At 45.6% G+C, this 22,483-nt stretch carries 20 protein-coding genes; 10 read left to right on the top strand and 10 right to left on the bottom strand.

Features of this window, described 5'->3' with window-relative positions; all coding sequences use genetic code 11:
• Positions 1–14: 14 nt before the first annotated feature.
• The 3 genes from BN161_RS16610 to BN161_RS16620 all read left to right on the top strand — a co-directional run bounded on the left by BN161_RS16610 (position 15) and on the right by BN161_RS16620 (position 3,045).
• Positions 15–851, top strand: a complete 837-nt coding sequence (locus tag BN161_RS16610) for a BT_3987 domain-containing protein (protein WP_044268335.1) — start codon at positions 15–17, stop codon at positions 849–851.
• Positions 852–988: 137 nt separating this feature from the next.
• Positions 989–2,467, top strand: a complete 1,479-nt coding sequence (locus BN161_RS16615; protein WP_044268340.1) for a glycoside hydrolase family 30 protein — start codon at positions 989–991, stop codon at positions 2,465–2,467.
• A gap of 143 nt (positions 2,468–2,610) precedes the next feature.
• A complete protein-coding gene (locus BN161_RS16620; RefSeq protein WP_044268383.1) occupies positions 2,611–3,045 on the top strand; it encodes a DUF6078 family protein in 435 nt (144 codons plus the stop codon).
• Between the two features lie 331 nt (positions 3,046–3,376).
• On the opposite strand, the gene miaB is transcribed toward BN161_RS16620, so the two are convergent.
• Positions 3,377–4,744, bottom strand: a complete 1,368-nt coding sequence (gene miaB, locus BN161_RS16625; RefSeq protein ID WP_044268342.1) for a tRNA (N6-isopentenyl adenosine(37)-C2)-methylthiotransferase MiaB — start codon at positions 4,742–4,744, stop codon at positions 3,377–3,379.
• 434 nt (positions 4,745–5,178) lie between these two features.
• Here miaB and BN161_RS16630 point away from each other — a divergent pair, with 434 nt between their 5' ends.
• Both BN161_RS16630 and BN161_RS16635 read left to right on the top strand, forming a co-directional pair.
• Positions 5,179–5,622, top strand: a complete 444-nt coding sequence (locus tag BN161_RS16630) for a hypothetical protein (RefSeq protein WP_044268344.1) — start codon at positions 5,179–5,181, stop codon at positions 5,620–5,622.
• Positions 5,623–5,701: 79 nt separating this feature from the next.
• A complete protein-coding gene (locus tag BN161_RS16635) occupies positions 5,702–7,198 on the top strand; it encodes an acetyl-CoA hydrolase/transferase family protein (protein WP_044268346.1) in 1,497 nt (498 codons plus the stop codon).
• A 102-nt stretch (positions 7,199–7,300) separates the two neighbouring features.
• Here the strand turns inward: BN161_RS16635 and dacB are convergent, their stop codons facing one another.
• The 4 genes from dacB to BN161_RS16655 all read right to left on the bottom strand — a co-directional run bounded on the left by dacB (position 7,301) and on the right by BN161_RS16655 (position 11,065).
• The gene (gene dacB, locus BN161_RS16640; RefSeq protein ID WP_044268386.1) at positions 7,301–8,722 is read right to left on the bottom strand and encodes a D-alanyl-D-alanine carboxypeptidase/D-alanyl-D-alanine endopeptidase; all 1,422 of its coding nucleotides are present in this window, start codon (positions 8,720–8,722) and stop codon (positions 7,301–7,303) included.
• A 76-nt stretch (positions 8,723–8,798) separates the two neighbouring features.
• A complete protein-coding gene (locus tag BN161_RS16645) occupies positions 8,799–9,224 on the bottom strand; it encodes a putative signal transducing protein (RefSeq protein WP_044268350.1) in 426 nt (141 codons plus the stop codon).
• A 53-nt stretch (positions 9,225–9,277) separates the two neighbouring features.
• Entirely contained in the window at positions 9,278–10,636 is a 1,359-nt protein-coding gene (lpdA, locus tag BN161_RS16650) for a dihydrolipoyl dehydrogenase (protein WP_044268353.1), read from the bottom strand.
• Between the two features lie 9 nt (positions 10,637–10,645).
• The gene (locus BN161_RS16655) at positions 10,646–11,065 is read right to left on the bottom strand and encodes a hypothetical protein (protein WP_044268355.1); all 420 of its coding nucleotides are present in this window, start codon (positions 11,063–11,065) and stop codon (positions 10,646–10,648) included.
• A gap of 276 nt (positions 11,066–11,341) precedes the next feature.
• Here BN161_RS16655 and BN161_RS16660 point away from each other — a divergent pair, with 276 nt between their 5' ends.
• On the top strand, positions 11,342–12,256 hold the full coding sequence (locus BN161_RS16660; protein WP_044268358.1) for a hypothetical protein: 915 nt from the start codon (positions 11,342–11,344) through the stop codon (positions 12,254–12,256).
• Between the two features lies 1 nt (position 12,257).
• On the opposite strand, the gene BN161_RS16665 is transcribed toward BN161_RS16660, so the two are convergent.
• On the bottom strand, positions 12,258–12,581 hold the full coding sequence (locus tag BN161_RS16665) for a DUF4907 domain-containing protein (RefSeq protein ID WP_044268360.1): 324 nt from the start codon (positions 12,579–12,581) through the stop codon (positions 12,258–12,260).
• A 22-nt stretch (positions 12,582–12,603) separates the two neighbouring features.
• Entirely contained in the window at positions 12,604–13,659 is a 1,056-nt protein-coding gene (locus BN161_RS16670; RefSeq protein ID WP_044268388.1) for a Kelch repeat-containing protein, read from the bottom strand.
• A 288-nt stretch (positions 13,660–13,947) separates the two neighbouring features.
• Here BN161_RS16670 and BN161_RS16675 point away from each other — a divergent pair, with 288 nt between their 5' ends.
• Both BN161_RS16675 and BN161_RS16680 read left to right on the top strand, forming a co-directional pair.
• Positions 13,948–15,264 carry a DUF4270 family protein gene (locus tag BN161_RS16675; RefSeq protein WP_044268362.1) on the top strand — a complete coding sequence of 439 codons (1,317 nt, stop codon included), beginning with the start codon at positions 13,948–13,950 and terminating at the stop codon, positions 15,262–15,264.
• On the top strand, positions 15,261–16,472 hold the full coding sequence (locus BN161_RS16680) for a hypothetical protein (RefSeq protein WP_044268365.1): 1,212 nt from the start codon (positions 15,261–15,263) through the stop codon (positions 16,470–16,472). Before BN161_RS16675 ends, BN161_RS16680 begins: the two co-directional genes overlap by 4 nt.
• Before the next feature lie 505 nt (positions 16,473–16,977).
• Here the strand turns inward: BN161_RS16680 and BN161_RS16685 are convergent.
• The 3 genes from BN161_RS16685 to BN161_RS16695 form a co-directional block, all read right to left on the bottom strand.
• The gene (locus tag BN161_RS16685) at positions 16,978–17,751 is read right to left on the bottom strand and encodes a LytR/AlgR family response regulator transcription factor (protein WP_081743730.1); all 774 of its coding nucleotides are present in this window, start codon (positions 17,749–17,751) and stop codon (positions 16,978–16,980) included.
• A 63-nt stretch (positions 17,752–17,814) separates the two neighbouring features.
• A complete protein-coding gene (locus tag BN161_RS16690) occupies positions 17,815–18,225 on the bottom strand; it encodes a PH domain-containing protein (protein WP_044268368.1) in 411 nt (136 codons plus the stop codon).
• A 50-nt stretch (positions 18,226–18,275) separates the two neighbouring features.
• A complete protein-coding gene (locus BN161_RS16695; protein WP_052356314.1) occupies positions 18,276–18,635 on the bottom strand; it encodes a hypothetical protein in 360 nt (119 codons plus the stop codon).
• A gap of 221 nt (positions 18,636–18,856) precedes the next feature.
• Here BN161_RS16695 and BN161_RS16700 point away from each other — a divergent pair, with 221 nt between their 5' ends.
• Together BN161_RS16700 and nadB are read left to right on the top strand one after the other, a co-directional pair.
• Complete coding sequence (locus tag BN161_RS16700; RefSeq protein WP_044268393.1) at positions 18,857–20,776, top strand: tetratricopeptide repeat protein; 1,920 nt, start codon at positions 18,857–18,859, stop codon at positions 20,774–20,776.
• Between the two features lie 77 nt (positions 20,777–20,853).
• Positions 20,854–22,425 (top strand): L-aspartate oxidase, encoded by a 1,572-nt coding sequence (gene nadB / locus BN161_RS16705; RefSeq protein ID WP_007211451.1) that lies wholly within the window; start codon positions 20,854–20,856, stop codon positions 22,423–22,425.
• The last annotated feature ends 58 nt before the right edge of the window (positions 22,426–22,483 follow it).

Below are 22,483 nucleotides of genomic sequence, written 5' to 3' on the forward strand. Positions count from 1 at the left end.
ATATTAAGACAATTATGAAAAAGCATATTTTATTTTCATTAGCGATAGGTTCACTCTTTATGCTCACCGGATGTGAGAACACCAATGTTTGGGAAGAGGAACAGTATATAAAACAAGCCTATCTGGTAGGTATCGGAGAAGAAGGAGCATTAGTGACCCGCAACGTCAACTATGCGGACGAAAGTGCAGAAACTTTCGTATCGGTAGGCACTAGCGGCTCATTGAATCCGGATGGGGACATTCACTGTACATTGATTGAAGATCCCTCAGGCATCACTTCTTACAATCAAAAATATAAATCGAGTACGGAAATCCAATATCAGGCACTTCCTACGGCTAATTACAACATATCTTCAATGAATGCAGTGATCCGTGCCGGAGAATCCTATACCCGCATACCTGTCGCCATCCACCCGGAAGGATTACATTGTGACTCCTTATACGCCCTTCCGCTGAAAATGGAATCTTGCAAGGAGTATCCCGTTGCACAAGCTGAAACAGTGGTTCTGTTCGCTATAAAGACCTACAACAACTACTCGGGATACTACAATTACATCGGTACCAACAACGGAGCTTCCTTTAGTTTGATTCGTAATGCCGTTGCCGTAAACAAGAATACAATTCGTATTTATTATACAGGTACTGAGGAACTGGCAAGAGCGAAAGATACCGGACTCACCATTACAGTGAACGAAGATAACACACTCAGCCTTGCCGGATGGAAGAACCTGAATGTTACGGAGGGAAGCGGAAGCTACGATCCTCAAAACAAAACATTCAGCTTTACATGCAAGGTGAATGGAAATGAAGTGGAAGCCTACTTAATATCGGCAACGGCAAGCGAAGAATAATCGTAGCCGGAAAGGATATATTAAAAACCACCACAGATTATACAGATAAAAACAGATACTTGCTCTTCAATATAAACAATCTGTGAGTATCAGTGTAATCCGTGGTGAATTATTAATTACATAAACGAACTATTATCATGAGAGAAAAAAACATCAAAAGAGTGTTCATGTGTTGCCTCACCGCTTTGGCTGCTAATACCTATGCCCAGAATTTCAACTGGGTCAGCAGCACCGAAGGCAACACTTGGAAACAATCAAAAGTAAAATTACAATCGAGCGCCGGCCAAACCCCGCTTTTAGATATCAGCGGAACGGAAGAAGGCACCACATTCAAAGCATGGGGAACCACCTTCAACGAACTGTGCTGGGATGCCTTGAACATGCTCACCCGTGATGAACAGGATGACCTGTTGAAGAAAATGTTTTCCCCTGAAGGAGAACTCCGTTTCAACAGAGGCCGTATTTCGATGAATGCCAATGACTATGCCCGCGACTGGTATAGCTGCGACGAAGTATCAGGCGACTTCCAACTGAAGTATTTCAACATCAACCGTGATAAACTGGCTATTATCCCCTTTGTCCGCGCAGCGCAAAAGTATAATCCGGATATGACTTTCTGGATGTCTCCCTGGTCACCTCCCAGCTGGATGAAAATTAACAATGACTATCCGGTTCGCAGCGACAGGACTAATAAGATGTCGCCTCTGTCTGATGTAGTACTCTATGAGGATAATACGGAGACACGTGATAACGTCTTCCCCCGACAACTCGCAGTGAATGACTACATGATTCAGGACCCACGCTATCTGCAAACCTATGCCAACTTCTTCTGTAAGTTCATTGATGCTTATAAAGAACAAGGAATTCCCATCGATATGATCATGTATCAGAACGAAGCATACAGTTATACCCCGTATCCCGGTTGTGCCTGGACAGCTGAGGGTACCGTACGTTTCAACGTAGAGTATCTGGCGCCCACATTAAAGAAGCGCCATCCGGAAGTAGCTCTCTACCTTGGTACTTTCAATACCAACCGCTATGACTATGTTGATAAAATACTCTCCGACCCACGCATGCCGCAAAGCGTTCAGGGAGTTGGCTTTCAGTGGGAAGGAGGACAGATACTGCCTAAAATACGTGCCAAATACCCCCAGTACAAGTATATGCAGACAGAAAGCGAATGTGGTGGGGGTACCTTCGACTGGAGAGCGGGCGAACACACCTTCCATCTGATTAACCACTACCTGGGTAATGGTTGCGAAGAATACACCTTTTGGAACAGTACGCTTTGTGATAATGGTGAAAGTCCCTGGGGTTGGAAACAGAACGCTTTGATACATGTTGATTCAAAATCCCGTACGGCAACTCTTACACCGGAGTATTATGCTGTAAGACATTATAGCCAGTTCGTAACACCCGGTTCACGTATAATAGCTTACAAGCCTTCAACAGAAGGAAGAACACCGGTCTTGGTAGTGGAAACTCCAGAAAAGAAAAAGGTAGTGATAGCCGGAAACTTTAATGATAAGGCTAAAAAAGTAACCATGAAGTTTGGGAACCGCTATCTGAATGTAGAGCTCCAGCCACATTCTTTCAATACGTTCGAAGAGAAATAAATTGATAAAAGTAATCATTATCCGGGTAATCGTATCTGAATAATGATTACTTTTGCCATGAAATACAATCGTAGTCATCACAAAAGAAACACTGAGCTTCTATTTTGAATAAAGATAACTGCCTTGGAAACAACAAAACAATCATGGAAGAAGAACATCATTTTACGAACGTACCCTACAATTACCCCTTATGCCTCAACCGCCAATGCCCCAAAGCATCTACCTGCCTGCGGCAACTGGTAGAGCAAGAAGTGCCGGACAGTATGGAATACTGGGTAGTCATCAGCCCCAAATACCAGGCTAAACTGAAGGGTGCATGTCCCCATTATCGCTCCAGTCAAAAAGTGCAATATGCCAAAGGCTGCATGAATATCCTTGATAACCTGCCCCACAAGCAAAGACAACTCGCCATAATCCATCTGGTAGAATACTTCAGCCGAAGAACCTATTACCGCATCCGCAAAGGCGAACGCCTCCTCAGCCCTGCCGAACAAAGGGACGTACAGAAAATCTTCAAACAGTGCGGTGCAACCGGAAAACAAGAGTTTGATGCTTACGTAGAAGACTACGAATGGTAGCAATCACCCATCTACAGGTCAGTGATCTCCAATCTATATACCCATGTTTTTGCCATGCCTGTGGCACTACTTTGCCATCGCAGTGGCACAACATTGCCACGCCTATGGCACGACTGTGCCAATGCGGTGGCAAGAAGTCGGCAAAAGTTTTACGGTTTTCCCCCATGTTTAGGATGAACAAAACTGCGTGTAGGTAAATTTACCTACACGCAGTTTTAGCTTACTTACACTACCGCTCTATCACCGATGAACAGGGAGGTGCAGCGCATGAGTGCAAGCGTGTAGGTAAAAGTATACCAAAAATCTCATGTACGCGCGCGAAGCCAATAAATCAAGCCTCTTCCCCCTTCAACGTTGCCGAACTTGCTTCGGTAATCTTCACCATCACAAAATCACCCACACGGTGCGTACCACGGTCGAACACCACCACGCGGTTCTGTTCCGTACGTCCTACAAGCTGTTCGCGCGAACGCTTGGAAACTCCTTCCACCAGAACTTCATATGTCTTACCGATACAGCGGGCATTAGACTCGGCGGAAAGACGGTTTTGCAAAGCAATAATCTCATTCAACCGACGTATCTTTACCTCTTCGGGTACATCATCCGGCAAATGTTTGGAAGCATAAGTACCCGGACGCTCAGAATACTTAAACATGAAAGCCGAGTCGTAAGCACATTTCTCCATCAGGGAAAGAGAAAGCTGATGATCTTCTTCCGTTTCGGAATGGAAACCGGAGAAGATATCTGTGGATAAGCCACAATCGGGAACAATGCGATGGATAGCATCCACACGATCCAGATACCATTCACGGGTATATTTACGATTCATCAGTTTCAGGATACGGGAACTTCCACTCTGTACAGGCAGGTGGATATGTTTACACACATTGGGAATCTGCGCAATGACTTCCAGCGTTTCGTCACTCATATCCTTGGGGTGCGAAGTAGTGAAACGGACACGCACACCCGGCGCAGCTTCAGCTACGGTGCGAAGCAGCATAGGGAAAGTTACAACTTCTCCGTCCGGTTTCTCAAAGCGGTAAGAATTGACATTCTGCCCCAGCAAGGTGACTTCTTTATAACCTTTCGCCACCAGGTCGGACACTTCATTGAGAATGCTTTCCACATCACGGCTACGTTCCCGTCCACGGGTATAAGGAACAATGCAGTAGGTACAGAAGTTGTTACATCCACGCATGATGGATACAAACCCGGAAATGTGATTACCGCAGATACGCGAAGGGATAACATCCCGATAGGTCTCAGTGGTAGAAAGCTCTACATTGATGGCTTTCTCACCCGCCTCCACAGCAGCAACCAAGTCAGGAAGAGTAAGATAAGCATCAGGACCTACCACCAGATCAACATGATGATTAGTGATCAGGTCATCCTTTACCCGCTCGGCCATACACCCCAGCACTCCCACAATCAGATTGCGTTTTTTCTTCTTGAGCGAATAGAAAAATTCCAGACGATTGAGGATTTTCTGCTCAGCATTGTCACGAATGGAGCAAGTGTTCATAAACACTGCATCCGCTTCTTCCAGCGTATCAGCCGTTGAATATCCCGCCATCTGCATCACAGAGGCAATAACTTCACTGTCCGCCACATTCATCTGGCAGCCATAGGTTTCGATGAACAACTTCTTGTTGTCATCAGCAGTTGCAGATTTAAAGTCTGCTCCCGTTACTTTTTCCATAATTTCTTGTTTTTATAACTCACCACAGATTACGCGGATTAACACAGACTATCTCCCCAAATGAGAAGTTTGCAGAAAACCCAAAAGCATTTGTGTTAATCCGCGTAATCTGTGGTGACAGAATTTCAGCTGCAAAGATACGCCTTCGGCACTAAATTACAGATGAAAAGGCAAAAAATAACACTCAATAGTTAGAGAATGAGCCGTTTCTTATAATTAATGTTAATAGACCGAACATTTTTGGGAATGTTATTTGGCATAAAGGATTTTATTTCACAAATTTGCGTAATGAAAGAAACATTAGATTTTTTCATAGTTAAGGTTTAGGTTAAAAAAAATAAGGGGAGCTGTGAAGCTGCCCTTTTTTCATGCCTAAAAATTGGCTGTTATTCAGATAAATTAGTTACCTTTGGCGGTGAAAAACTTAAATGAGTATGGATGGTATCTTACAGTTTCTGTTAATCGCAGGCATAATCGTTATCGGAGTTGTTAAGCAGTTCAAGAAAGAAGCAAAGAAGAACGCTGAGAACAGGCCTGCTATGCCTGTGCCGGAAAATGATATTGACGAAGACGCATTACCCATTCCTGAAGCTTGGGGAAAGACGTATGGCGGATTTATTCCCGAAGGTCCCGCCCCCCAAACACCCTCCGCTCCGACAGCAAAAGAAGAATATCAATTCTCTGCTTCAAAACATATTTTTGGAGGAGATTCTACAAACACATCTCCCAAGCATACCACAACTCCTCCGAAACAGAAGATTTCTCCTCCTCCGTCCACCCCGCAAAAACCTGAAACCGATTCCAAATACTCCATTCATTCAGCAGAAGAAGCGCGGAAAGCTATCATTTGGTCGGAAATACTACAACGGAAGTATTAATACATGGAGAATTGAGAGTTGAGAGTAACTCTTCCGGTAACTTATGAATTTTCACACAGGAAAAATAACTAAATACATTATGGCATTCAATTACATCTCGGCAGCGGAAGCTGCAAGCCTGATCAAACATGGCTACAACATCGGCTTGAGCGGATTTACTCCCGCTGGAACAGCCAAAGCCGTTACGGCAGAATTAGCAAAAATAGCGGAAGCTGAACATGCAAAAGGAAACCCTTTCCAGATAGGGATCTTCACAGGTGCCTCTACGGGTGACTCCTGCGACGGTATACTATCACGCGCCAAAGCAATCCGCTATCGTGCTCCTTACACAACCAATTCCGATTTTCGTAAAGCAGTAAACAGCGGAGAGATTGCCTATAACGACATCCACTTGTCTCAGATGGCACAGGAAGTTCGTTACGGTTTCATGGGCAAAGTAAACATTGCCATTATCGAAGCTTGCGAAGTAACTCCCGACGGCAAGATTTATCTGACCGCAGCCGGTGGTATCGCTCCCACCGTTTGCCGCCTTGCCGACCAGATCATCGTGGAACTGAATGCTGCTCACAGCAAAAATGCTATGGGACTGCACGATGTATACGAACCGCTTGATCCGCCTTACCGCCGCGAAATACCTATCTATAAACCAAGTGATCGCATCGGTCAACCGTATATCCAGGTAGATCCGAAAAAGATTGTAGGCGTTGTGGAAACCAACTGGCCGGACGAAGCACGCAGTTTTGCCGAAGCTGACCCGTTGACCGACAAGATTGGTCAGAATGTAGCCGACTTCCTGGCTGCGGACATGAAGCGCGGAATCATTCCGTCAACCTTCCTGCCCTTGCAATCCGGTGTAGGCAATATCGCTAACGCTGTGCTCGGTGCACTGGGACGTGACAAGACCATCCCGGCATTCGAAATGTATACGGAAGTTATTCAGAATTCCGTAATCGGATTGATCCGCGACGGTCGCGTGAAGTTCGGCAGTGCTTGCTCACTCACTGTAACAAACGACTGCCTGCAAGGTATCTATGATGATATGGACTTCTTCCGTGATAAACTGGTGCTCCGCCCGTCGGAAATCTCCAATAGTCCGGAGGTTGTACGCCGTCTGGGGGTTATCTCTATCAACACGGCTATCGAAGCTGACCTCTACGGAAACGTCAACTCTACACATATCGGCGGTACGAAGATGATGAACGGTATCGGCGGAAGCGGTGACTTCACGCGCAACGCTTATATTTCCATCTTTACTTGTCCGTCCGTTGCCAAGGAAGGCAAAATCAGCGCCATTGTCCCGATGGTATCTCACCACGACCATACAGAACATGACGTAAACATTATCATTACTGAACAAGGCGTTGCCGACTTGCGTGGTAAGAGCCCGAAAGAACGTGCGCAAGCAATCATCGAAAACTGCGTTCATCCGGATTACAAGAATATCCTCTGGGATTATTTGAAAATAACTGATGGTAAGTCTCAGACTCCGCAAGCAGTCCGCGCTGCATTGGCTATGCATGCGGAATTGGCAAAAAGTGGAGATATGAAGAATGTAGATTGGGTACAGTATAAGTAAGCTACGAGCTGCAAGTGTAAATCAGTACGAGTTATAAGCTACGAGCTACGAGTTCTGCGATATCAGCGCAGCCACTCGTAGCTCGTAGCTTGTAGCTCGTAACTATTTTATTACCTCGTCACATACCGCATCCTGAAAAGCACGTGCTTTAGCTCCTGAAAGTACATTCTGATTCATGATGGCAAAAGCCACTTCATGCCCGTTTGCGGCACGCAAATAGCCGGCCAAGCAATTAATGGCTGTAAAGGACCCGGTTTTGGCATGTACATTCTTATGAGAGGGAGTCCCGCGTTGCATCCGGTATTTTAATGTTCCGTCCACACCGCCGATAGGCAAAGCCTTATACAACTTCTGAAAAACATCCGTGCGCGAATAAGCAAACTTCAGGAAAGAAACCAGCAGATCGGGAGAGATATAATTATAATTGGAAAGCCCACAGCCATCAGCCAGTTTATAGCTATCCGCATCTCCTCCCAAAGCTTTTATCTGCTTACGAATGGCAGAAAGCCCGTCTTCATCCGAAATTCGTTTTTTACCGGTAGCTTGGGCACCCAAACGACAAAGCAAAGCCTGGGCATTCAGATTATCGCTTTCTTTCATTATCTGATTGACTACATCCTGAGTAGAAGTCTCAAACAAAGCCATTTGCACTGAAAGGCTATCTTTCTGCAATTCGTTGAAAGCATAACCGGCGGGGCATTGAATACCCTTTGCTTGCAGGCGTTCAAGAAAAGTATGCATAAAGAAATCCTGGGAGGAATAGATATTCACTGTACCTATCCGCTTACTTTCCACGTTTCCTTTAATAATCACATTATTGCCATTCTGCAACCAATCCCGAGAAACACCGAAACGTCCGGCAGAAGGAGTACGGGACTGGGTTTCATTGGTCACAGTATAATAGGAAGAGGCGGGAACACATTCGATATTTGCCATTTCTCCTTTCTCACCCGGAGAAGCGGTTACGGTAACCAGACCTTTATTCAGCATCAACGGTGAGAGATAGGGTTGGTATGAGGCAGGCGTATCATCCCATGCCCAGCCACTTCCCCAATAGATGGAGTCTTTCATAGAAACATCACCGTATACGTTACCCGCTATCACCGAAAAGGGGAAGCGGCTCATCGTATTCACCAGCGAGTCCAAAGCTTCATCATCAAATTCAGGATCATATCCACCGACAACGTATATGTCACCCTTCAGTGTATCCCGTTCAATCACTCCCTGATACCACACCTCTGTTTTAAAAGGTTCATCCGCATCGGGGCGGGCAAGGGCGGTAATGGTAGTCAGCAACTTCATGGTAGAAGCCGGACGGGAAAGTTTATCCGATTGATAGGTATATAAGAATTTCCCTGTAGTCAAATCGTATACGGATATACCAACGTTGGAACCGGCAGGAAGCTGATATTTTATCAGGGTATCCAGGCGGGAAGAAAGACTCTTAGCACTCGTATTCTGCCCCCATAGTACTATGGGAATAAATAAGAGAGAAAGAGTAAGCGACAAAAGATATTTTTTCATGTGCATTTAATTACTGATAAGTACTAATATTAAATTACCTGTTGAGGGAATTAGTACCTTTTGATATACTTACGGATCATATTTCAGCCGAATGAAATTCTGCAACCGGCTTTTCAAACTTTCCTCCACAGGCATGGCACACATACTCCCAATGATTATTTCCCGGAGGAGTAGCCGCCAACAAAGAGGCGATGGCCGACATGACAGCCCGTAGCCGATGCTCTTTCTTCAACACAAACTTAATGTCGGACGAACCGCAGAAAGGGCAATATTTTAATTGCTCCGGGATCATCTCATTCTGCTCCAGCAAGCGAACGGCAGCTTCATAATCGGCTTCGTCAACCAAAACGTCCACTCCGGCAATATCATTGATGTAGCCGCGCAACAACGTAGACATATTCTCATTATGAAGAAGGGAAGAAATGCCTTCATTCTCCAATGCTCCCTGAATGATATGTGCCTGAGCAGCATCGTTACAAGTAATCAGTTTTACAGTTTTCATCGTTCTAATATTTTATATGAGTCCTGAATAGCGCTAAGAAGCGATTGTGATTATCATAATGCTTCCTTAAAGATTTCAGAGACCGTAGGATGGGGGAAAATGATTTTCTTCCATTCCGTAGTAGTCAGTTTCAACTCGATGGCCATACCTGCCAAAGTGATGATTTCAGAAGCCGGATTGCCCAATACATGTGCCCCCACTATCGTTTCATCATCCGCTATCAGAAGTTTGCAAACTCCATTCACACCTTCATTTTCAGCAACGAAACGCCCGGAGTAGGCCATTGGAAGCTTTACAACCCGATAGTTGATACCTTTTAGTTGCAGAGCCTCTTCCGTTTGCCCCACACCGGCAATCTCCGGATTGGTATATACCACCCCGGGAATAGCCCAATAGCTCATAGCATCCTTCTGACCAAGTATGGTATGTACGGCTACTTCTGCCTCACGCACGGCTGTATGTGCCAGCAAAGAGAAACCCGTCAGATCACCACATACATATATGCCCGGAACAGAGGCCTGCATACATTCGTTCACACAGATATTTCCCCGTTCAGTCCTTCGCAAATCCAGGTTTTCGAGCCCGAATCCTTTTATCACCGGACGACGGCCTACGCTCATCAATAATCTATCAGCCAATACAGCACCTGCACCTTCCGCATTCTCATAACTCACCTGTACCTGTGGTTTCCCATCATCGGAAGAAGCCTCAGCAATAGATACCACTTTTGTACTAAGCATAAACTTAATTCCACGTTTGGCATACTCTGCACGCAGCATAGCAGAAAGCTCCTTATCCATGCCGCCCAGAATTTCATCAAGCATCTCTATCACAGTGATCTGTACACCCAGACTATTGAAGAAAGAAGCAAACTCGATGCCAATCACTCCACCACCGATAATGGCAAGTGATGCGGGAAGCTCCTTATTATCCAAAGCGTCGCGATGCGTCCAGAAAGGTACGGTATCCACACCGGAAATAGGCGGAACAAAGGTTTCCGAACCCGTACAAAGAATCAGGTTTTCACATTCATAAGTTTCGCCACCACACTGCACGGTATTCTTGTCAATGATGGTAGCCTCTCCCTGTACGATATTTACACCATGTGCCGTCAGTTTGCCTTTAACGCCCAGCACCAGCTTGCGCACTACCTTCTGTTTGCGGGCAATAATCTTCGGCAAGTCAAATGAGACTTCGGAAACATGCACTGCATATTTGGAAGCATAACGCGCGGCATCATACGTCTTTGCCGAATACAACAAGGTCTTAGTAGGGATACAGCCTTCATTGAGGCAGACTCCACCTAAATTTTGTTTCTCAAACAACACAACACTCAATCCGGCTTTTCCGGCTGTTTCGGCAGCAGTATATCCAGCAGGACCTCCACCGATAATGGCAACTTGGTATTTCATAGTTTTTATTTATTTATAGGTATATTGCAACTCAAGACCGGGATTCTTTTCTTTAAGCGCGGCAATCAGCCCTTCCGGGTCAGCAGGAGTAATCGGGAAAAAGCCTTTCTTCAATCCATTCTGATACCTGACCACCATCTGGCGGACACGCCATTGCCATCCTTTAGCGGACGGGTTATAGAGGATACAGTTCACTCCGATCGCCTTCTGAGATACTCCGAATACTGTCTTCACCCAAAGGTCGCCATTTTCTTTAACGATATATTTCCTTTGGTAATTACTAATCAGAAAGGGAATGGCCACAATGAATCCACATAAGGCAGATGCCTCTTTCAGCAACAGGTATGCAACACACATAAAAGTAAGAACAAACACTATTACCCACTTTTCAGTAGTAGTCATACCTTTTGATTTGAATATCTTTTCCATAATATACAGGAGTTATTTGCAAACTGCCTGCAAGTTAATAAAAACCTCTCTTATCTGCACAAAAGAATTATCCTTTCTTTGTTTTTTTCACCGTACGCCAAAGAGTGACATAAATTTTAGAGGAAACAAATAAATCCTACCAACGGGTTAATATTCTAAAAAAGCACAAACCATCTCCTTTTCTCCCGAAAAAACACATACCTTTGCTTACAGCATTACAGATGTACTTGCGTCTAATAAACAAAAACGATTCAAAACTAACGAAACTAAAGATACATGAAACGAACGAATGCACTTCAAGTACTAATATTCTCCATTGTCATTCTCTTCTGCGGGACTGCCTGTGATAACGATGAGGACAATCGCCTCTCTTCTATGGAAAAAGTAATCATGGAAGGAAATAATAACAGCGTAGAAATTCTCATGAACCGGACAAACTGGGAAATAACTTCACTCACTTCTCTTGATGGGTGGAACCAACTGGCAAGTGGACTGGAAGGACTCGGCACTATACATTTTGACTGGGGAAACATCACGCGAGATAAGGGAGATGCCCTGACCCTACAAGTCAATGAGAATCTGGAAGACTACGAACGAGGACTAATCATCAACCTGAGTACCACCGCCGGAATCTACAAAGAACAAATCATTGTTCGCCAGAAAGCCGGAGACAGATATGAAATAAAAAGCATCGCTTACTCGCTCGAAGAAGGGGATGAAGAAAGAATTACTCAATCTCGTCCCTACGACCAAACAGGCTATAACTTTACAGAGAACACCAGCATAATGCACTACTCGCCTTACTTTCAGATGACGGAAGAATATACATTCTCTAGCCACGACAACGAATCCTTCAAATTACTGAGGGATGAAGAGCCTCTGGTAGACGCCCCTGAAATAGTAGATGGAAAGTTGCAAATCACCGATATGAAGATAAAATACAGCCAGCATACACAAACGTATGACTGCAAACTGAAAAACAAAGAAGTAGATGTTGAGGTTCCCCCTCTTAGTTCAGCTCGGATTACGGGACACATACTCTACAAATGGAACCAGATAACCTACACACTTACCCTGACAAACGTACGTACGCAAGAAGAAAAACTGATAAAAGGAAAGCTGATAAAGGTATTCCCATACGATCACACCCGCCCCCAAACAGAAATAGGCGAACTGCATTTGGGAGAATAACTCATCTCAGAACGCCCAGTACAGTAATTTCATCTTTACTGATACCGGGCGATTTCTTTTCGTCCAGCTTGCGGCACACCAATTCCCCCACCTTCAAGGCATCTTCTGCCGTTGCAAAAGCCACTTTACTGCCCATGGCGGGTATATAAGGCTGATAAATCAGCGTGTCTTTGCCATGAAGCACCACATATCCGTAACCACCCTCTACCTGCATAGCGCAGCAGACAAACGTTCCGCTTGCGCCACCCGTACGCCCGGAACAACAAGAAAGGCATACTGCCACAAGGGACAGTACACCTATCTTCACAATAAACATCAGCTTCATAAATCTTTATATAGAAAAAACACTAATCAACATCTTCCTGCTCATAAGGCAAGAGCTCATAGACATCATCAAAATAACTGGTTCCCGAAGATCCCGACAGTACAAAACCCCGCTTACCTGTAGAGAAAGATACCGCATAGGAACGGGATGAACCTCCGGAACTGACGTTATGTACATTCGTCATCGGCGTATAGTCATCATCAGAATCACCATACCACAAATCTTCTTCAGGATCATATACCCAATAATCACTGGTCACCCCACTACGGGTTCCTGTTGCGATATATCCCCTACCGTCTATGACGAAAGATACGGTACCCGCACGGGTAATAGCATAATCGTCGTCATAATCTTCATCACTATCATTATCGGCAATGTCACGCAACTGCTTCCAGTCGCTACCGTCGAACTTCCATAAATCGTCTACCAGAGTACTGTTGTTTTCCCCACAACAGATGTAAGCCACATCATCTATAACGAAAGCTGTACCGTACTGACGTTTATATCCACCGAATCCATTCACGATTGTCCATTGCTGTCCGGTAGCGGCATTAGGGTCGAAACGATAGAAGTCCTTCAGGTAGTTGTCATTATACCCCGTACCCACATAGCCATATCCACCGATGGAAAAAGCTAGCGCACCATAGCGCGCACCTCCGCCAAAGTCGTCTTTCCGCGTCCAGCTGTCTGTATTGGGATCATACTCCCAAGTATCCGCCAGGTTCGTAGACTCATTTTTCTGGACACCGGTGGTAATGTAGCCTTTTCCATTTAGAGCAAACGCAGTTGCACTGTGGCGACCTTGCGCCTCATCGGGCATATCGGCGCATTGTGTCCAATAATCATTGTTGATGTCGTACACCCAAAGGTCCTTCAGGTATGTCTTGTTCGTCCCACGGAAGCCGCAGCACAGATAGCCTTTATTATCGATGGTGAAACTACTGGCTTGTCCCCGTGCAACCCCGTCCAGGTCCGACCTTCTCATCCACACACCCTGGGTGTATTCATCGTCGTCCGTACAACTGCCAGCCAGGCATCCAACCGCCAGCAGCATCATTCCAAATAATAGTCGATTCATTTTTTCTTCAGAACTTGTTTTAATTACTATATTTTTGGTAGCAAAAGTAGGCGGCAAGTACTTCATCAGCAAATATAACCGACAAACAGCACTAATTTTTCGGTAAATAGCTTTACCGATAAAACCCGCCCGATAGCCGATTTTAATAGGAAGATATGGAAGATTTCATTTTCCTTTGCGAAAGAATTTAAGAGTTACGAGCTACAGGCTACGAGTGCCTTTCGGTATGATAGCGCAGCCACTTGTAGCTTGTAGCTCGTAACTTGTAGCTCAAAAACACTATGAACAATGAAAAAATTATTGTATAGCCTGATTATAATGATCGCTGCCATCTGCGCCTGCCAGGATGAAAACTCAGAACTAGGCAAAAGCCTGGTCGACAGTTCTTTCTACAATATATATGTAGACACTTGCACTGTGGATATCAGCACCATTCTTATGGACTCCATAGAAACCAGGGGAGACAGCATCTGCCAGTTGGGACATTACAAGGACCCGTCATGGGGCGAAGCCTCTGCCACCTACTATGCCGAATACTCCGCAAACAGTTTCACACCCAACGAGAATTACAGCTATAGCTTCGACTCACTCGTACTGCGGATGACGCCCTCCGGCCACTTCTGGGGCGATACGCTGACACAGCAACGCATCTCCGTATACCGGCTAAAACAGCCTATTTATCTGGATGATGACGAAGATTTATACACCACCACCGCATTGCCCACCGAAAGCACTCCCCTGCTCAGCTTTACCTTCACTCCACGCCCCGGACAAAAAAGAGAATTGGAGATACGTCTGCCCGACGAACTGGGTAAAGAACTGCTGACAGACCTCATAGCCGAAGAAGACTACTTCGACAGCCAAGATAAGTTCAAGGAAAAATTTCCCGGACTAGCCCTCGTGGCCGAAAGCAACGGAGGATGTATCATAGGATTCCTGGTGAATGAATCATCCATGGCCATCACCCTGCATTATAAAGAGATAACCAGCCAGCGCACGGAAAAAGAACTGATATTCAGCGTAAATACAGACTATGCCTACACGGGTATTCGTCACGACCGGACAGGGACTTCCCTTGCCACTCTGGAAAGCGGAATAGAAAACCTTATCCACTCCTACGATCTGGACAAGCATGCGTATATGCAGGGACTAACCGGACTCTACAACCAGATAGAGTTCCCCTACCTGAACAATTTGCAGGATGCGGGAGAAATCGTCTCCATAGAAAGCGCCACCCTCTACCTTTATCCGCAGGCCGGAAGCTATAACAAGCTGAACCAGTTACCAGAAGATATACGCCTCTACATCACAGATGAAAACAATGTACTGGAAGACTATGTATATGGTAGCGACGGTGTAACGGTACAGACCGGCAATCTGAGTGTGGATGACATGTTCGGGCGGGATACCTACTACTCTTTCAACGTGACCGAATTCATCCGCAACAACTTCGGCACATGGGGCATCAAACGACAGAAACTACTGCTGAGTCTGCCGGACAATGAAATGATAACGACCTTCAATCAGATAATCTTTGCCAACGACCCCGACCAGGAGAGACAATGCAAATTAGATATCAGATTTAAAATATACAACGAGAAATGAAACATCACCACCGGATTCCCCTTATGCTATGCAGTTTATGTGCAGCAAGCCTTTCTATCGTAGCCCAAAACACCACAAACCTGCCCACTTCCATGTATGGAATAGGTGAATTAAGCGCCAGCGACGGCGGACGCTATGCCGGAATGGGCAATATCGGCATAGCCCTGAACAAGCCCGGCTTCCAGAACACTCTGAACCCGGCAGCCATCACCCGAATGGACAGCACCTGCTTTATATTCGATGTCGGTGCATCAGCTTCGTATGCCCGTTATTCTTTCCAGAACGATCACAGTTCCAGCTTTATGGGCAATCCCAACCGCTTCAGCATAGGCTTCCGTGTGTTGCCACGCTGGTATGCCATGGTGGGTGCTTCGCCTTACAGCAGTGTAGGATACGTCATCCAGACCGAAGAAGAGGTGGAAGGAATGCCCGGAAGCTATACTTATTCGTTATTTGAAGGATCGGGAGGCTTATACCGCTGTTATCTGACCAATGCCTTTGCACTGACCAAGAATCTGTCGGCAGGTGTGAATCTGGGCATCATACTGGGAACAGTTACTCAAAGTGAAACACAGGAGAGTGCCATTGTGGAATATGAATCTTCCAAACGTGCCTTTTACGCCGACTTCGGAGTACATTATGAATTCAATACTACCGGAAGGCAGAAGTGGGCGGCCGGGTTAGTGTTTGCCCCCTCCCTTCAAATCAGCCACGACAACAGTCTGACTTATAGTAATTCCTCTACCAGCGACAACCTTGACAAGAGTTACCATAGCCGGGCGCAATACCTGCCCATGCACATCGGCAGCGGAGTGTCCATGACTACCGAACGCTGGATGGTTACCGCCGACTACAATTATCTGGACTGGAGCCGTAACACTTCATCCTACACTTCCATGAAATATGAGAATCAGCACAAGATGAATATCGGGGGAGTTTATACCACAAACCCACGCTATCCCCGGTCCACTGAACTAATGGGAGGGGTAGGCTTCAGCAATTCTTATATAAATCTGAGAGGTGGAAAAATGAAGTATCTGGAGGTCAGTGCCGGGGCGAGTTTTCCCATTCGTTACTCTTATCTTTCATTGGGCGCCACTTGGCGGAAACAGATAAATTCACGTAACAGCCTGATGCAGGAAAGTCGATTCAGCGTGAATCTGAATCTTACGTTCGGAGAAAGAATATCACGGGCAAAGCTGAAATAAGGCTGATGTAACAAGCATAACTACCTGTGTGACAGAAAACTTGGTGTTCCACTAAGTTCAGTCGTAGTGGAACGCCAGTTCAGTCGTAGTGGGAAGTGCCTTCAGTCGTAGTGGGAGGTGCCTTCAGTCGTAGTGGGAAACACCTTCAGTCGTAGCGAGGAGATGCCTCACCCCTGTCCCGATATGAGTTAATTCCGGTAAGTACTGTATCATTTATGTAAGTACCAAATATAAATTAGTTTGTATTAAGTAGTACATTGATAATTTAGGGGCGTAGCGCCCCGGCAAAGTTTAACTTCGCTGACCGTTGGTTCCCTGCGGCGTATAAGCAATTTTTCAGACGCGGATAACGCGGATGACGCGGATTTCAAAAGCTGCGCTATCATTCCGAATGAAAAAAAAGAATCCGCGTTATCCGCGTCTGAAAAATTAAAAACACACCGATAAATTCCCATTTATAGTACAAAACAATTTTGAATATCTACTTAACAAGCATCACAACAGGCTAAAGAACAGAATAATCAGAAATATAATTCTTCAGCTTCTTCCGGTAAACCTCTCCTATAGGAATACTTCTCTTGTCCAAAGCAATCTTGCTGCTTTCTATGACGCGTATGCAGTCTTTGCGTATAATAAACGAACGGTGAACGCGTATGAACTCATCGGAAGGCAGTTTCTCTTCCATATACTTCATCGTGCACAAGCTCAGCACAGGCTTTGGCTCGTCCTTGCTATAAATCTTCACGTAATCGCCCAACCCTTCGATATAGGAGATCCGGGATATATCCAGGCGGAAAATCCGATTGTCGGACTTCACATAAATCACCTTGAGCGTTTCCGTCTGGCAAGTTTCCGTCTGAGACTTTTCGGGAAGAATGGTAAGCGGCATTCCCGTTTCACCTTTCAGGCTGAACCAACGCGAAGCCTTATTCACCGCTTCGAAAAAGACCGGAAAACTGACTTCGGATATCAGATAGTCCAATGCGTCCAGCCGAAAACACTCGGCGGCATACCGGGGAGTATCCGCAATAAATATGACACGGGTGGAAGGAGAGAGTAGTCTACTGAATTCCATCCCGTTGATGCCCTCCGTTTCTTCCTGCCCGATTCCTACAAAATAAAGGTGTACCTTATTATCATAATAACCCTTCAAAGCCTCAATAGGATTACTGTACTTTCCACACAAAGCAAGAAAGGGTGTCTTGGCTATGAACGCTTCTAGTTGTTCACTCACCTGTCTGTCGGCATGCAAAATAGCACAAGTCAAATTCATCATCATTTCTCTTATTTTTAGAAATTAGACGGACGACTCTCGGGAAGGCTGCAACAGGTGAATAGAGAATTAGTATTTCTTCACTTCATTTAAACGATTCGTAAGAGTTTTTATGAACATATCTTCCTTCACCGGAAGCAGCACGGCACATTTCCCCTTCGTTCCGTACTTCACCAGCACATAGCGCATCACGGCAAAACGTCCTATTTTCATGGACGAGGCCCGTTCCACAGAGATAATGTCTTTCAGGGATATTTCCTCCGAACGGGAAAAGCGTCCGTAAAAAAGGAGGAGCCTGTCGTCTGTGGTCAGCGTATACGTAGTATGAATGAGTCGCTCGATGGCGATGACGAGCAGGAGCATGAAAAGGACGGCCATGACAGCATGTTGCATCCACATGGCATAAATAACGATAATCGTTGTCAGCACTAAAAACAAATATTGCCCTATAGCAATGCGGGCATGGAAGATACGATTCATTTTGTTCCGTTTTTGCTGCTAAGATAGGTATTTTTGCGGAACGGTAGGAGTTATCCTTCCAATATCTCCCGCAATTTATCACCCAACAGCTTTTCTTCCTCCAATCTCATCTTCCAGCATACCGACTTACGGAACATATACACCTGCTCGGCCGGCAAACAAAACAGTTGCTCAATCTCATCTACCGACTGCCCAACGGCAATCAGCATACAGAGCAATTCCTCATCTTTCGTAGCACCGGGAACCAGATTCCGTACCTTTTCTATAAAGCTCGGATAATGAAAAATAAATATCTCGCGGAAAACGGCTCCACGCGCTCCGCAAAGCATATCCTTCGAAGCATAGGGCGATTCATCGGAAATCATCTCTATCAAAGCCCTACTGATTTCTTTCATACACAATCGTGACATCTTTTCCACCTTAATTTATTATTTGGTTAGTCTTCTATAGACTGCAAATTTGCAGAAACTATAAGATTAAACCATAAATAGCCAATGTACAATCCAATATACAAAAATGTATCTCTCTCATTATCAAGCTCAATAAAACATAAAAAAATAGAGGTAGTACTTATTTCTTTTTTAAAATGGAATTGTATCTTTGTCCGGCAAAGCAAATAAACCTCCAACTTATGAAGATAAAAACACTTATGTTACTCCTCATACTGTCAGCCGGAGCCTGTACCGCACCCCCACATTCTTCAGGCAATCAGGACACACAGCAATGGCAGCAGACTATCCAACAACTGAACACATTACTGAAAGAGAGAAAGCATCAGGCAGCCATTGACGAAGGCAAACAAAAGATATCCGAATTGTTAGCCGTAGCAGATCATACCGAGCCTAAAGATACAATGGTCAAATATGCCCGGCAGATGGTCAACTTCTTCTATTTCAGTTATCTGGGCAGCAAGCAATTTCGTCCCGGCACAGAATATCTGGACAGCCTCAACAATGCTCCCTTTCTGCAACAACATTGCAAACACGAACTGTTATCCACGCGGGCAGGCTTGCACCAGATGTGCGGAGACAACGAGGCAGCCATCCGGCTGGCAGACGAATACTTGCAATTACCCGAATACGATGATGCCGACCGTTACATTCCGCAGGCCGAAATTGTCAGCGGAGTTTATATCTATTCTGGTAACGATATTCCCCAAGCTATCCGACTCCTGGAGAAAGCGATGGAATGTTACCATCAGGGAGGGAAATTCCACAATATGCTCCGCGTCATATCCCGACTGGGCATCTATTACCGCCTGATCGGTGAATACGAAAAAGCGGTAGCCACTAATCAGGAAGCTATCAACAGCTATAATGACAGTATAGCCCCTCCTAATATAGTGATAGCCTATGGTGAACAGGCCAACCTCTATGCCGAACTGGGCATGTACGACCGTGCCTTAGAGCTGAATTCCAAAGCCCAATATTATTCACTCCTGAAAGACAGCTTCGGACTGGGCGATCTCTATCGCTATCGTGCAGAAATATTCCGCAGAATCCAGGATAAAGATTCCGTATTCTACTATCTGGACCGGGCCGGGAAAACTTCAGCTGAACAGGAAAGCTTTAAAGGTGTGTTTGTCAACAAAGTCCTCACAGTAGATAGCTATCTGGACTATCCGGACTCTGTACAAAAGGCATTGCAGCTTGCAGTGAGCATTTGTCCGGACAGTACCCGCATGCCTCAATGGGCCAGGTATGACCTGAACCTTCATTTAGGACGTGCTCTGCTGGAGACAGGTAAGGCCTCACAAGGAATACCTCTTATAGAAAAGGCAGCCCGTGGATTTGCCCGGATGGACATGATCGGAAAAGAGAAGAATGCCAACCGGATACTGATGGACTACTACCGGAGGATGAGAATGGACGATGCCTTCTTCCGTTGCTACGACCGAGACCAGCTCTTCGCCGACTCCCTGAATCTGGATGAAAAGATACGTGCCGTTGCCGCCGCCAATATCCGGTTTGATGCCGAGCGTAAAGAGAAGGAGAACAAGTTGCTTTCCGCACAAGTGGAGCTGCAACAACATCAGTTGTTCTTCAATATATACATCTCCATTGCACTGTTGTTGTTACTTATCATTTCCATTGCCTATTTTATCACCAAGAGGAAAGCGAACCGCCTGTTATTGGAAAAGCGTAAACAGGAAATACAAAAGCTAATGACCCGTCAGCAAGAACTGAACCGGCACAACGAACTATTGGCCGGACAGATAGAGCAGGCAATGGCCGCCAACAACCTGAGCGCCGTCAGCCAACTGACCGGACAAAGTCTGCTCAGTAAAGAAGACGAAAACACCTTCAGAAAATCATTTGCCGCCATATATCCGCTTTACTTGCCTAAGTTGCGGGAGAAATATCCGCAACTCACCCGTAACGAGGAACTATTGGCCATGCTCATCTGCATGAATCAAAGTACGGATGAAATAGCCTTGATAATGGGCATCAACCGGAGTAGTGTCAACATGATCCGTTCGCGTATGCGTAAGAAAATAAAGCTTACAAAAGAAGAGTCTCTGGATGAGGTTATAAAGCAGTACTTATCATAAAATCGTGAATTAATATACAGGAAAAGTACAAGCAACCCAGTTATTTCGTAGCTTTGCAGTACTTAAACATACGAAATATGATTAAAGAGTTCGACTTTTTAGTAATTGGTTCCGGTATTGCCGGCATGAGTTTCGCTCTGAAAGTGGCTCATAAAGGTAAGGTAGCACTCATCTGCAAAACGGAACTGGAAGAAGCCAATACCTTCTTCGCCCAAGGGGGAATTGCCTCAGTAACCAATACACTGGTAGATAACTTCGACAAGCACATTGAAGACACCATGATTGCAGGCGACTGGATCAGTGACCGCGCCGCCGTGGAGAAAGTGGTGCGCGAGGCCCCCGGACAAATCAAAGAACTGATAGACTGGGGAGTGGACTTCGACAAGAACGATAAGGGAGACTTCGATCTCCATAAAGAAGGCGGTCACTCCGAATTCCGCATTCTGCACCACAAAGACAATACAGGTGCCGAAATACAGGAAAGCCTTATCAGAGCCGTAAAGACACACCCCAATATCGAAATATTCAACCGCCATTTTGCCGTAGAAATCATCACGCAGCATCACATGGGTATCATCGTAACCCGTCATACCCCAGGCATCAAGTGCTACGGAGCGTATGTGCTGAATGAAGACACGGGCGAAGTGGATACTTTCCTTTCTAAAGTGACGCTGATGGCTACGGGAGGTGTAGGTGCTGTTTACCGCAACACCACCAATCCGCTGGTTGCTACCGGAGACGGTATTGCCATGGTCTACCGTGCCAAAGGTTTCGTACAGGATATGGAGTTCATCCAGTTCCACCCCACAGCGCTTTATCATCCGGGCGACCGTCCCTGTTTCCTGATTACGGAAGCGATGCGCGGATATGGTGCCGTATTACGCAATATGGGTGGTGAAGAGTTTATGCAGAAATATGATCCGCGTCTTTCTCTTGCTCCGCGTGATATCGTGGCACGTGCCATCGACAGCGAAATGAAGCAACGCGGTGACGACCATGTATATCTGGACGTCACGCACAAAGATCCGGAAGAAACCAAGAAGCACTTCCCGAATATCTACGAAAAGTGCCTCAGCTTAGGTATCGATATCACCAAAGACTATATCCCGGTAGCTCCTGCCGCACACTACCTCTGTGGTGGCATCAAGGTAAACCTGAACGGAGAGTCTTCCATCAATCGCCTGTATGCCGTAGGAGAATGTTCTTGCACAGGTCTTCACGGAGGCAATCGTTTAGCTTCCAACTCTTTGATTGAAGCGGTTGTCTATGCCGACGCTGCCGCCAAACATGCGTTAAGCGTACTCGACCGCTATGAGTTCAACCACGAAATACCGGAATGGAATGCCGAAGGAACTGTGACCAACGAAGAGATGGTGCTTATTACTCAGAGCATGAAAGAAGTGAACCAGATTATGGGAGCCTATGTAGGTATCGTACGAAGTGACTTGCGTCTGAAACGTGCTTGGGTACGTTTGGATATGATATATGAGGAAACGGAAGACCTCTTTAAACGTAGCAAGGCATCCAGGGCAATTTGCGAACTACGCAACATGGTCAATGTCGGATATCTGATTACCCGCCAGGCTATAGAACGCAAGGAAAGCCGGGGGTTACACTATACGATTGATTATCCGCACGCAAAGAAATAGGATAAAGACACACCCGTTGGCGGAATTAATTCATCCCGATTTTAGAAATGAATTAGGG

Source organism: Bacteroides timonensis (assembly GCF_000513195.1).
GTDB classification, from domain to species: Bacteria; Bacteroidota; Bacteroidia; order Bacteroidales; family Bacteroidaceae; genus Bacteroides; species Bacteroides timonensis.